The 11,591-nt window shown below is 65.9% G+C and carries 10 protein-coding genes; 8 read left to right on the top strand and 2 right to left on the bottom strand.

The annotated features are described in order from the left end of the window. Nucleotides 1-4 precede the first annotated feature (4 nt). Entirely contained in the window at nt 5-637 is a 633-nt protein-coding gene (locus XH79_RS41200; protein WP_212339776.1) for a cupin domain-containing protein, read from the bottom strand. Nucleotides 638-856: 219 nt separating this feature from the next. Between XH79_RS41200 and XH79_RS41195 the strand changes: the two genes are divergently transcribed. From XH79_RS41195 to XH79_RS41170, 6 genes are read left to right on the top strand one after another with little or no spacing between them, the layout of a single operon-like run. After that, complete coding sequence (locus XH79_RS41195; RefSeq protein ID WP_271585424.1) at nt 857-2,548, top strand: peptide ABC transporter substrate-binding protein; 1,692 nt, start codon at nt 857-859, stop codon at nt 2,546-2,548. A gap of 27 nt (nt 2,549-2,575) precedes the next feature. Beyond that, entirely contained in the window at nt 2,576-3,526 is a 951-nt protein-coding gene (locus XH79_RS41190) for an ABC transporter permease (RefSeq protein ID WP_271585423.1), read from the top strand. A 3-nt stretch (nt 3,527-3,529) separates the two neighbouring features. Next, nucleotides 3,530-4,405, top strand: coding sequence for an ABC transporter permease (locus XH79_RS41185; RefSeq protein WP_271585422.1), 876 nt, complete (start codon nt 3,530-3,532; stop codon nt 4,403-4,405). Nucleotides 4,406-4,445: 40 nt separating this feature from the next. After that, nucleotides 4,446-5,774: an NAD(P)/FAD-dependent oxidoreductase gene (locus XH79_RS41180; RefSeq protein WP_212339772.1), complete on the top strand. Its 1,329-nt coding sequence runs from the start codon at nt 4,446-4,448 to the stop codon at nt 5,772-5,774. Nucleotides 5,775-5,787: 13 nt separating this feature from the next. Next, the gene (locus XH79_RS41175; protein ID WP_271585421.1) at nt 5,788-6,714 is read left to right on the top strand and encodes a 2-hydroxyacid dehydrogenase; all 927 of its coding nucleotides are present in this window, start codon (nt 5,788-5,790) and stop codon (nt 6,712-6,714) included. 9 nt (nt 6,715-6,723) lie between these two features. Further along, nucleotides 6,724-8,592, top strand: coding sequence for an ABC transporter ATP-binding protein (locus tag XH79_RS41170; protein WP_271585420.1), 1,869 nt, complete (start codon nt 6,724-6,726; stop codon nt 8,590-8,592). 24 nt (nt 8,593-8,616) lie between these two features. Here XH79_RS41170 and XH79_RS41165 read toward each other — a convergent pair whose 3' ends face one another. Continuing rightward, nucleotides 8,617-9,531, bottom strand: coding sequence for a LysR family transcriptional regulator (locus XH79_RS41165; RefSeq protein WP_271585419.1), 915 nt, complete (start codon nt 9,529-9,531; stop codon nt 8,617-8,619). A 159-nt stretch (nt 9,532-9,690) separates the two neighbouring features. Here XH79_RS41165 and XH79_RS41160 point away from each other — a divergent pair, with 159 nt between their 5' ends. Together XH79_RS41160 and XH79_RS41155 are read left to right on the top strand one after the other, a co-directional pair. Next, nucleotides 9,691-10,656: an agmatinase gene (locus tag XH79_RS41160; protein WP_212339768.1), complete on the top strand. Its 966-nt coding sequence runs from the start codon at nt 9,691-9,693 to the stop codon at nt 10,654-10,656. A gap of 45 nt (nt 10,657-10,701) precedes the next feature. Then, nucleotides 10,702-11,559: a transporter substrate-binding domain-containing protein gene (locus XH79_RS41155; RefSeq protein ID WP_212339767.1), complete on the top strand. Its 858-nt coding sequence runs from the start codon at nt 10,702-10,704 to the stop codon at nt 11,557-11,559. The last annotated feature ends 32 nt before the right edge of the window (nt 11,560-11,591 follow it).

Raw genomic sequence — 11,591 nt, 5'->3', positions numbered from 1 at the left:
TGGTTCAACCTGGCGGCGAATCGGTCTGGCGCAGCGTCGTCACCCAGATTGCGCGTGCCACCTGCTGGGTCGGGTTATCGAACATGTGCGGCACGGTGCTCGGGAAGCGGAAACTGTCCCCGGCCTCGAGCAGATGGGCCTGGTTGTCGAGCCACAGCCGCAGGCTGCCCGACAGGATGTAGCCCGCCTTCTCACCGGTGTGCTGGAGGAAGTCGGTGCCCGAGGAGGCGCCGGGATTGAGCGTGAGCTCGTAGAGCTCGAGCTGGCCCTTGCCGTCGGGGGTGAGGGCTTCCTTGACGACGCCGCTGGCGGTGAGGCGCAGCAGGCGCCTCGCGTTCTTGCGCACGATGTAGCGCTGCACGTTGTCGGGATCGCTGGTCTCGAAGAAGTAGGAGATCGGCACGTCGAGCGCGATGCTGAGTAGGCGCAGGGTGCGGATCGACGGCATGGCGCGCGCGCGTTCGAGCTGGCTGATCATGCCGTTGGAGAGGCCGGTCTTGTTGGCGACGTCCTGGATCGAGAGCCCGGCGCGCTGGCGCAGCAGCCGCACGGTCTCGCCGAGGCGCTGGTCGACCGCGTCGTCGGCCTCGACTGCCGGGGCGTCCTTGGTGCCGTTCGTATCGCCGCGACCATCCATGTCGCTCTCCCATGCATCGTCTCACCCCGGGACCCGAGTCGATCCGAGGTTCAGTCACAGTGAAAAGGTCGCGCATCCTAGCAATGTGATTGACAGCTGTATTTAGTCATGATGAACTTTTGATCGAAAAATTTAGAAGCACTAAAGCCCACTCCTTGTCCCTTGCCGGGGTCTCGGGGGCGCGGGAGACGGTGCCGCGTGCGACAAGGAGAGTGGGTCATGGCAGACGACACCGGCAAGTTCGGCGTTGGGGCAGTGCATCTCGGTGTTCCGAATCGCCGTCAATTCTTCCAGCTCGGCGCCGGCGCCGCGGCGGGATGGAGTCTCGCGGGCAGCGCCTTCGCGCAGGCCGAGCGCCCGACCAGCCCGCCGGACAAGCCGCGCGGACAGGTGATCGCGGCGCTGTCGCAGGAGCCGACCGTCTTCCATCCCTTGATGCCGGGCATCGAGGTCGATCAGGGCATCTGGTGGCAGGTCTTCTCGCCGCTCTGGTACATCGATCCCGACGGGAATTTCGTTCCCGACCTCGCCCGTGAAGTCCCGACCCTCGAGAATGGCGGTCTGTCGGCCGACGGCCTGACCTGGAAGATCAAGCTCCGCAAGGACGTGAAGTGGCACGACGGCACGCCGTTCACGGCGGAGGACGTCAAATTCTCCATCGAGCTGATCAACAATCCCGGTTTCCGCGCGCGCAGCCGGGTCGGCCATAGCCTCGTCAAGGACATCACCGTCGTGGCGCCCGACGAGATCCAATGGCGGATGGAAGCGCCCTATTCGCCCTATATGTCGATCCTGGCGTCGTTCACCTTCATCGTGCCCAAGCACATCCTGGAGAAGGTGTCCGATCCGAACGCCTCGCCGTTCCACAATGCGCCGGTCGGGACCGGCCCGTTCCGCTGGGGCGAGCGCGTGCCCGGCGATCATATCCAGTTGAATGCCCACACCGGCTATCACGGCAAGGGGCCGTACGTCGAACGCGTGGTCTTCAAGTACATCCCTGATCTCACCGTGCTCTACACGCAGTTCCGCACCGGACAGGTCGACTACACCGGCCTTGCGGGCATCCTGCCGAACTTCGTGCAGGAGGCGAAGACGCTGAAGGGCCGCAAGATCTTCGTCTCCTCGACCTCCTCGGTGGAGCATATCGCGCCCAACCTCGACTTCGGTCCCTTTACCGACCGCGCCGTGCGCGAGGCGCTCTATCTCGGCATCAACAAGCAGGCGATCATTGATGCGCTCTATTACGGCCTGCCGACGCAGACCGAGAGCTTCGTGCCGCAGCAGGCCTGGTCGTTCCAGCAGGGGCTGCCGCAGCACAAATACGATCCTGCCAAGGCCAATGCGCTGCTCGACGCCGCCGGCTGGGTTCGCGGCTCCAGCGGCATCCGCGAGAAGGGCGGCGTCAAGCTCGAATTCACCAACTCGACGACGGCGGGCAGTGCCGTGCGCGAGCAGTGCCAGCAGCTCCTGATCCAGGACTGGCGCGCCATCGGCGCGACGATGCGCGTCAACAACATGCCGGCGGCCGTGATCTGGGGTGACTTCTGGCAGCAATCGAAGTTCAATTCCGTGATCGTCGGCGTGAACTTCATGCTGGGCAGCGACCCCGACGTGACGCCGCGCTTCGGCTCCGGCGCCATTCCCGCCAAGGGCGGCCGCGGCTACAACACCTATCAATATCAGAGCGCGGAGGCCGACCGGCTGCTGGCCCAAGGCGCCAAGCAGTTCGACCTGGCGCAGCGCAAGGCGACCTATGGCGAGCTGCAGAAGCTCATCCGCAACGACCTCGCGATCCTGCCGCTGTTTCAGAGCTTCATCGCCGAGGGCATCAAGGAGGGGCTGCAAGGCTTCCGTCCGAACATCAACATGTCGATCAACAGCTGGAACATGCGCGAATGGTACTGGGCCTGATGTCTCAGGCCGGCTGGATCGCCTGAGATGGCCCGCTACGTCGCCAATCGCCTGGCACAAGCGATCATGCTGCTCGTGATCGTTTCGGCGATCGGCTTTGCCATTCTGCATCTGGCACCGGGCGGCCCGCTCTCGCAGTTTGCCGTCTCCGGGCAGATGACGCAGGAGGATCTCGACCGCGTCACGAGGCAGCTTGGCCTCGACCGGCCGCTGCCGATCCAGTACCTCGACTGGTTCGGCCGCATGCTCAAAGGCGACTGGGGCAAGTCCTATCGCGATGGCGAGGCGGTGCTGTCGGTGATCTCCTCGCATCTCGGCGCCACACTGGAGCTGATGGCGACGGCAACCATGATCGCGGTGCTGCTCGGCTGCTGGATCGGCATCCTTGGTGCGCTGCGCCGCTATTCGGTGTTCGATACGCTCGCCACCGTCGGCGCCATGATCGCGCTGTCGATTCCGACCTTCTGGTTCGGCCTCGTCACCATCTACGTGTTCTCGGTGAAGCTCGGCTGGCTCCCGGCCGGCAACCGGCAGACGATCGGCGACGGCTCCTTTCTCGACCTGCTGCACCACCTGATTGCGCCGGCCATGGTGCTGGCGCTGGTCGAGACCGCGATGTGGGGGCGCTTCATGCGCTCCTCGATGCTGGAGGTCATCAACCAGGACTACATCCGCACCGCGCGCGCCAAGGGCATGCCGGAATGGCGCATCCTCACGGTGCACGCCCTGCGCAACGCGCTGCTGCCGATGATCACGGTGGCCGGCCTGCAGTTTCCGACCTTGCTGGGCGGCGCGCTGGTGGCGGAAACCGTATTCACCTGGCCCGGCATGGGCCGGCTCTTTCTCGATTCCATCGGCTACCGCGACTATCCCGTGGTGATGGGCATCCTGATGTTTTCGGCGACGATGGTGCTGATCGGCTCGCTGCTCGCCGACATCCTCTATGCCGTCGTCGATCCGCGCATCCGGGTGGGCTAGGCGATGGCGACTGCGGCCCTCTCCACTGTCCAGCGCACGCCCGGCCAGGCCGCATGGCGGCGCTTTTGCCGTCACCGTCTTGCGCTTGCGGGGGCGGTGATCATTCTCGTCCTGGTCCTCGGCTCGGCATTGGGTCCCTATCTCCTGCCGTTCGACGACACCTATATCGACATCATGAAGCGGTTCGCGCCGCCGCTGTCGGGTGCGCATATCCTCGGCACCGACGAACTCGGCCGCGACGTGCTGGCGCGGTTGATGATGGGCGGACGGGTGTCGCTCTCGATCGGCATCGTCGCGATGGTGATGGCGATGGCGATCGGCATCGTCGTCGGCGCCTTCGCCGGCTTCTATGGCGGCGCCGTCGGTGCGGTCCTGATGCGGCTCGTCGATGCCGTGCTGTGCTTTCCGACGATCTTTCTGCTGCTTGCGCTCGCGGCGCTCACCGAGCCCGGCCTTGTCACCACCACCGTGTTGATCGCGGCCACCGCCTGGATGGCCGTTGCCCGTGTCGTCGAAGCCCAGGTCCGGTCGCTGCGCGAGCGCGAATTTGCCGTGGCGGCGCTCGCCTTCGGCTCGTCGAACCTACGCATCATGTTCCGCGAGCTCGTGCCCAATGCGATCGCGCCGATCGTGGTGGCGGCGACGCTGAACGTCGCCAAGGCGATCCTGCTCGAATCCTATGTCAGCTATCTCGGTTTCGGCATCCAGCCGCCGGCCGCGAGCTGGGGCAACATGCTCAACAACGCGCAGATCTATCTCACCAGTGCGCCCTGGCTCGCAATCGTGCCGGGTGTCGCCATCACGCTCGCGGTGACCAGCTTCAACTTCCTCGGTGACGGCCTGCGCGATGCGCTGGATCCGCGAATGAACATCCCATGACGAGCAAGAGCTCGGCCGAACTGAATGCCAGGAGTACCCCATGTCCCCGCCGCTCAACCGTATAAATAGCGACGAACGCCTGCCGGCGCAGGTGGATGTCGTCGTCATCGGCGGTGGCGTGATCGGCGTGTCCGCGGCCTATCATCTCGCGAAGAAGGGCCATTCCGTCGCACTCGTCGAGAAAGGTCATGTCGGCGGCGAGCAGTCGAGCCGCAATTGGGGCTGGTGCCGCCAGCAGGGCCGCGCCCGCGAGGAGATTCCGCTTGCGCGCGAGGCGCTGCGGCTGTGGGAGGACATGCAGAACGACGCCGGCGTCGATGCCGGCTTCCGCCGCACCGGCGTCCTGTTCCTCACCAAGAGCAAGGACGAGCTCGCCGGCTGGGAGCGCTGGGCCGCGATCGCGCGCGAGCAGCAGGTGCACTCCACCGTGCTGACGCCGGCGGAGGTCGCCGAGCGCATGCCTGATAATGCCGACAAATGGGTCGGCGGCCTGCACACGCCGAGCGATGGCCGTGCCGAGCCGTCGATGGCCGTGCCCGCACTCGCCACCGCCGCGCGCAAGCACGGCGTCACCATTCATCAGGGCTGCGCCGCGCGCGGGCTGGAGACGACCGGCGGGCGGGTTAGCGCCGTCGTCACCGAGAAAGGCACCATTCGCACCCAGTCCGTGCTGCTGTCCGGCGGCGCATGGTCGTCGCTGTTCTGCCGCCGCCACGGTATCGAGCTGCCGATCGGCCTCGTCAATGCGACCGCGTGCCGGACCACGCCGGCGCCGGAGATCACCTCGGGCGCGCTCGGCACCGACTTCTACTGCATCCGCCGCCGCCTCGACGGCGGCTTCACGCTGGCGCTGCGCAACCGCGGGACGGTCGAGCTGTCGCCCGACCTGTTTCGCTACGCGCGCACGTTCTGGCCGACCTATCAGCATCGCAAGAACGGATTGAAGCTGTCGTTCGGCAAGTCATTCTTCGACCAGCTCATGCGCGGCACGGGCTGGAGCTTCGACAAGCCGTCGCCGTTCGAGGCCGAGCGCGTGCGTGATCCCGCGCCTGACATGTCGTTGGTCAATGCGGCGCTGGCTTCGTTGATCAAGTCGAACCCGGAGCTAAAGGACATCGAGATCGCGGAAGCCTGGGGCGGCACGATCGATTGCACGCCCGACACCATTCCCGTGATCTCGCCGGTCGATGCGCTGCCCGGCTTCTTCCTCGCGACCGGCTTCTCCGGCCACGGCTTCGGCATCGGCCCGGCGGCCGGCAAGCTCGCCGCCGATATCGTGACCGGCTCGACGCCGCTGGTCGATCCCGCCGCCTACAGCCACAAGCGCATGATCGACGGCCGCCGGCTGGCGCCGGTCAGCCCGTTCTGAGGATGCCCGTGACATGACGGTTCTCTACAAGGCCAACGTGGCACGCGGGGCGGAATGGGCCCGCTTCTTCGCGGAGCGGGCGCCCGACATGCCGTTCCGGCTCTGGCCCGACATCGGCAATCCCGCGGACGTGCGCTATCTCGTGACCTGGGTGCCGCCGGACGATATCGCGACGACGTTCCCGAACATCGAGCTGGTGTTCTCGGTCGGTGCCGGCGTCGATCAGTTCGACGTGGCAAAGCTCCCGCCGCACATTCCGCTGCTGCGCATGCTGGAGCCCGGCATCGCCGAGACCATGGTGGAATACGTCACCATGAGCGTGCTCGCCCTGCATCGCGATCTCCTGCACTTCATCGCCCAGCAGAAGGAGCAGGTCTGGCGCGAGATCCGGATCACGCCGGCCAGGCGCCGACGTGTCGGCGTGATGGGGCTCGGCCAGCTCGGCCAGGCCGTGCTCGAACGGCTCAAGGCGTTCGGCTTTCCGCTTCTCGGCTGGAATCGGTCGCCGCGCGAGATCGAAGGCGTCACTTGTTACGCAGGTGCCGAGGCCCTGCCGGATTTCCTCGCGCAGACCGACATCCTCGTTTGCCTGCTGCCCCTGACCGACGAGACCCGCGGCATCCTGAATGCGGACCTCTTCGCCCGCCTGCCGCGCGGTGCTGGTCTCGTCAATGTCGGACGCGGGCCGCATCTCATTGAGGCCGATTTCCTCGCGGCGCTCGATAGCGGCGCCCTGTCGGGTGCGGTGCTCGACGTCGCCGAACCCGAGCCGCTCCCGGCGGGCCATCCGTTCTGGAGCCATCCGCGCATCCTGCTGACGCCGCACAATGCCAGCATGACCACGCCCGATACGGCCGTCGACTACGTGCTGGACGTCATCGCACGCCACCGCCGCGGTGAAGACCTGCCGGGGCTGGTCGATCGTACGCGCGGCTATTAGGGCAATCGCATGAGCATGGACGCGAGCAGAGCTGACCAGGTGATCGCACAAGCGCGGTCCCCTGTGCTATCGGTCTCAGGCCTTACCACGTCCTTCATGCGCGAGCGGCAATGGGTCCCCGTCGTCCGCAACGTCTCGTTCGACATCGCGCCTCGCGAAACCGTGGCGATCGTGGGCGAGTCCGGCTCGGGCAAGAGCGTCACCGCGCTTTCGATCATGCGGCTGATCCCGAAGGACAGCGGCCGCATCGAGGGCCGCGTCACGCTGGCCGGGCGCGATCTCTTGTCGCTGCCCGAAGCGGGCATGAAGGACATCCGTGGCAACGACGTCGCGATGATCTTCCAGGAGCCGATGACGAGCCTCAATCCGGTGCTCACCATCGGCTTCCAGATCGCGGAAGCGCTGATCCAGCATCGCGGCCTGTCGCGCGCGGCGGCAGAGGCCGAGACCATCCGTCTTCTCGACCGTGTCCGCATCCCGGCGGCGAAGTCGCGCTTCCACGAGCATCCGCACCGCTTCTCCGGCGGCATGCGCCAGCGCGTGATGATCGCGATGGCGCTGGCCTGCAAGCCGAAGCTTCTGATCGCGGACGAGCCGACCACCGCGCTCGACGTCACCATCCAGGCCCAGATCCTGGAGCTCTTGAAGGAGCTTCAGCAGGAGGAGGGGATGTCGATCCTCTTCATCACCCACGATATGGGCGTGGTCGCCGAGATCGCGGACCGCACGGTGGTGATGTATGGCGGGCAGGCGGTCGAGACGGACGCCACTGCGCGCATCTTCGCCGCGCCCTCGCATCCCTATACGCGCGCGCTGCTCGCCGCCGTACCGCGGCTCGGCTCGATGGACGGACGTCAGCGGCCGATGCGTTTTCCCATCGTCGACAAGGTGACGGGCACATCGGATGACCCGATCGAGACGCCCGAGACGGTTTCGACCGCCGAACGCCCGCTGCTCGAAGTCTCGAACCTCACGACGCGCTTTCCGATCCGCTCGGGCCTGTTCGGCAAGGTCTCCGGCCGCGTCCACGCGGTCGAGAACGTCTCCTTCACCCTGCGTGCCGGCGAGACGCTGGCGCTGGTCGGCGAGTCCGGCTGCGGCAAGTCGACGACGGGCCGCTCGATCCTGAAGCTGACGGAGCCCGACAGCGGCACGGTCCTGATCGACGGCCAGGATGTTCTCGCCATGAACGGCCGAACCTTGCGCGACTTCCGCAAGCACATGCAGATCGTGTTTCAGGATCCGTTCGCAAGCCTCAATCCGCGCATGTCGGTGGGCACGGCGATCGCGGCCCCGTTGCTCGCCAACGGCCTCGCCACGGCTGCACAGGCCCGCGACAAGGTCGCCGATCTGCTCGTGCGCGTCGGTCTTTCCGCCGATATGGCCGCGCGCTTTCCGCACGAATTCTCCGGCGGCCAGCGCCAGCGCATCTGCATTGCGCGCGCGCTCGCGCTCGGGCCGAAGCTGATCGTCGCCGACGAGGCGGTGTCCGCGCTCGACGTCTCGGTGAAGGCGCAGGTCGTCAATCTGATGCTCGACCTCCAGGCCAGCATGGGCCTCGCCTATCTCTTCATCTCCCACGACATCGCGGTGGTCGAGCGGATGAGCCACCGCGTCGCGGTGATGTATCTCGGCGAGATCGTCGAGATCGGCCCGCGCGCTGCCGTGTTCGGCAATCCGCAGCATCCCTATACGAAGAAGCTGATGGCCGCCGTGCCGGTGCCGGATCCATCGCGCCGCGGCACGAAGCGTGAAGCCTCCAACGACGAGATCAGAAGCCCGGTGCGCGCACCGGATTACCAGCCGCCGGTGCGGCAATATCGCGAAGTCTCGCCTGGCCACGTGGTGCAGGTGTGGGGTGATGGTGAATGGTCTTGAAAGAAGGCGACAGAGCGAGACGCCTCAGCTCGCGCTCTGTGGATCGGTCAGCAATCTGGTAAGCAACCGGCCGCTCGGCGGCAGGGGGCGATTGATCGCCGAGATCAGCGAGAACTGGGTCGTGTAGCGAAACGCCTCGGCGCCTGTAACCTCCGCCAATTGATGGATCGGTCTCAGCATCTCGACATAATGCGTCGGCAGGAAGCCGACGAAGCCGCCGCCGACCAGCATCGTCGCGACCGCCTCCAGCCCGAAGGCGACGGCGCGCTGCTTGATGTGAAGCCGCCGCGCGAGATTTTGCGTGCGTCGATCGTTTGTCCGCGTCACCAGAACCACGCCGCCGGCGCGCAAGTCGTCGAGCGCAAGCGGCGCGGCCGACGCCGTGTAGAGCCGGAACTCCTCGGTGAACAGCGAGACGTATTCGAGCTTGCTGTTGATGGCGGGCTGGCCGCTGATCGCAAGATGCAGTCGCCGCTCCAGCACGTCCTCGACCAGCGCGCCCGGCAGGCCGATCGCGACGTTCAAGGTGACATCGGGGGCGGCCGCGCGAAACCGGGCCAGAGTGTCCGCCAATCGGCACTGCGGATTGGAGAGGCAGTTGTCGGCGATGCCGATCTTCAGTTCGCCCGACAGGATGTTCCTGGCCAGGTTGAGCTCGTGATGCACCATTTCGAGTGCGTCGCAGGCCGCAATGCTGGCGAGCAGGGCCCGGTGGCCGAAATCGGTCAGCTCGAACCCGGAAGGGCCGCGAAAGCAGAGCCTGCTGCCGAGGCGCGTTTCCAGCGCGAGCAGATGCCGGCTGATGGTCGATCGCTCCATCCCGAGCTGGGCTTCCGCCGCGGTTAGCCCGCCCGCTTCGGCGACGGCGCGAAAGATGCGCAGCAATCTGAGATCGCTCTCGGTGAGCGGCGGAACGGGCGCCGGCGGGACGTGCTTCATGTTGCGGTTCCTGCAAGCATGGTTTCGGGAAACGTCATTCCGGGCGCCGTCCGGTCAGCGTTACCGTCGCTGAACATCCGGGCAATGCGCAGACCGGTCGCCCGGCGGCCAGATGCCGATTTGTTCGGCAAGACCAATCTGCTGTGATCTGGAGGACGTATGGCTTTGCCCCTGACGGTGCCGCCTTCTCTCAAGCACCAGAGCCTGCTCTGGTCGCCCATCTGCACCGATCTCGACGCTCTCGACGCACACATTGCCATCCTCGGCATTCCCTACGGCAGCGCCTACGACGCCGCCGCGATCACCAACGACCAGTCGAAGGCACCCGATGCCGTCCGTTCGGTCACCGATCGGATCTGTCGCAGCCTTGAGCGCTACGATTTCGACGTCGGTGGCCCGATCTACGGCGGACGTGCCTTGAAAGTGGTCGATGTCGGCAACGTGCCTGCCGACATGACCGATCTCCGCAGCCACTCCGTTCGAGCCGAACAAGCGGTAAGCAAGATCCTTGCCGCCGGAGCCATGCCCATCACGATCGGCGGCGACCACGGCATTCCGATCCCGATCCTGCGCGCCTTCAAGGGCCACGGTCCGATCACGCTGATTCAGGTCGATGCCCATATCGACTGGCGCGACGAGGTGAACGGCGTTCGCGACGGCCTCTCGAGTCCGATCCGGCGGGCCTCCGAGATGCCCCATATCGGCGAGATCTTCCAGATCGGCATTCGCTCATCGGGCAGCGCGCGGCCCGAAGAGGTCGAGGCGGCGGCGGCCTATGGCTCCAACATCATCCCGGCCTTCGAGGTGCACGACAAGGGCATGGAGTCGGTGCTCGAGCGGATTCCGGAGGGCGGCCAGTACTACATCACGATCGACGCCGATGGCCTCGATCCCAGCGTGATGCCTGCCGTCGAGGGCCCGGCGCCGGGCGGCCTCACCTTCCATCAGGTCCGCAAGCTCATTCACGGCCTGGTGCGCAAGGGGCGCGTGGTCGGCATGGACGTCGTGGAGATCACGCCGTCCATCGACGTCAACATGATCAGCTGCATCACGGCCGGCCGCCTGATCGTGAATCTGATCGGCGCGGCGGTGAGGGCGAATTATTTCGACGCGCCGCCCGCCTGAGGCGGCGGCAAGGCTTTGCGACCACAGACAACAAAAGGATCAGCCATGCGGAAGACCAATCGCACGATATTCGGCATCCTGGCCGGCGCTGCCTGCCTCGCGCTGGTCGCGAGCCAGCCTGCCTTCGCCGAGACGACACTGGACAAGATCAAGCGGACCGGCGAATTGACGGTCGGCACTGAAGCTGCCTTTCCCCCCTTCGAGTTCGTCAAGGACGGCAAGATCATCGGCTATGGCTCCGACATCCTGGCCGAAGTGGTCAAGGAGCTCGGCGTCAAGAAGCTGAACCAGCTCGATCTGCCCTGGCAGGGCATCCTGCCCGGTGTGCTGGCCGGCAAGTTCGATTTTGTCGCCACGACGGTCGGCATCAATGCGGAGCGCGCAAAGCGTTACGCCTACACCATGCCGATCGCCGACGGTCTGCCTTACGCCATGAAGCGCAAGGGCGACAAGATCGCCAAGGTGGAAGACCTCAACGGCAAGGTGGTCGCAACCCAGCTTGCCTCGTCGACCGAACCGGTTGCGCGCGCGCTCGATGCCAAGCTGAAGGCTGCGGGGGGCACGGGCTTCAAGGAGCTGAAGCTCTTCACCGCTTACCCCGAGAGCTACGTGGCGCTCGCAAATGGTGAGGTCGACGCCGTGCTCCAGCCGCTGCCGAGCCTTGCGGCCCTGGTCAAGGACAAGTCCGATGTCTTCGAGCTGATGGCGCCGATTCCTCAGGACGGCGTGCACCCCTATCTCGCCTGGGTGACGCGGCCAGATGACAAGGACCTGCGCGACGCCATTTCCGGTGTGATCCTCAAGATGCGCGACGACGGCCGCCTCGCGGCGCTTCAGAAGAAATGGTTCGGCTTCGAGATGACCATCCCGGACAAAGACTATCTGCCGCCCGGGGCCATGTAGCCGCTCGGCGCGACGACCAAGGGGTAACGGCG

Origin of the sequence: Bradyrhizobium sp. CCBAU 45389 (assembly GCF_028128625.1) — a bacterium.
Classification (GTDB): Bacteria; Pseudomonadota; Alphaproteobacteria; order Rhizobiales; family Xanthobacteraceae; genus Bradyrhizobium; species Bradyrhizobium liaoningense_B.
This window is presented reverse-complemented; position numbering and strand designations above follow the sequence as displayed.

What these genes read in the sequence shown, in the direction of transcription:
- XH79_RS41200 (WP_212339776.1), bottom strand. Translation starts at nt 637, where the DNA reads ATGGATGGTCGCGGCGATACGAACGGCACCAAGGACGCCCCGGCAGTC.
- XH79_RS41195 (WP_271585424.1), top strand. Translation starts at nt 857, where the DNA reads ATGGCAGACGACACCGGCAAGTTCGGCGTTGGGGCAGTGCATCTCGGT.
- XH79_RS41190 (WP_271585423.1), top strand. Translation starts at nt 2,576, where the DNA reads ATGGCCCGCTACGTCGCCAATCGCCTGGCACAAGCGATCATGCTGCTC.
- XH79_RS41185 (WP_271585422.1), top strand. Translation starts at nt 3,530, where the DNA reads ATGGCGACTGCGGCCCTCTCCACTGTCCAGCGCACGCCCGGCCAGGCC.
- XH79_RS41180 (WP_212339772.1), top strand. Translation starts at nt 4,446, where the DNA reads ATGTCCCCGCCGCTCAACCGTATAAATAGCGACGAACGCCTGCCGGCG.
- XH79_RS41175 (WP_271585421.1), top strand. Translation starts at nt 5,788, where the DNA reads ATGACGGTTCTCTACAAGGCCAACGTGGCACGCGGGGCGGAATGGGCC.
- XH79_RS41170 (WP_271585420.1), top strand. Translation starts at nt 6,724, where the DNA reads ATGAGCATGGACGCGAGCAGAGCTGACCAGGTGATCGCACAAGCGCGG.
- XH79_RS41165 (WP_271585419.1), bottom strand. Translation starts at nt 9,531, where the DNA reads ATGAAGCACGTCCCGCCGGCGCCCGTTCCGCCGCTCACCGAGAGCGAT.
- XH79_RS41160 (WP_212339768.1), top strand. Translation starts at nt 9,691, where the DNA reads ATGGCTTTGCCCCTGACGGTGCCGCCTTCTCTCAAGCACCAGAGCCTG.
- XH79_RS41155 (WP_212339767.1), top strand. Translation starts at nt 10,702, where the DNA reads ATGCGGAAGACCAATCGCACGATATTCGGCATCCTGGCCGGCGCTGCC.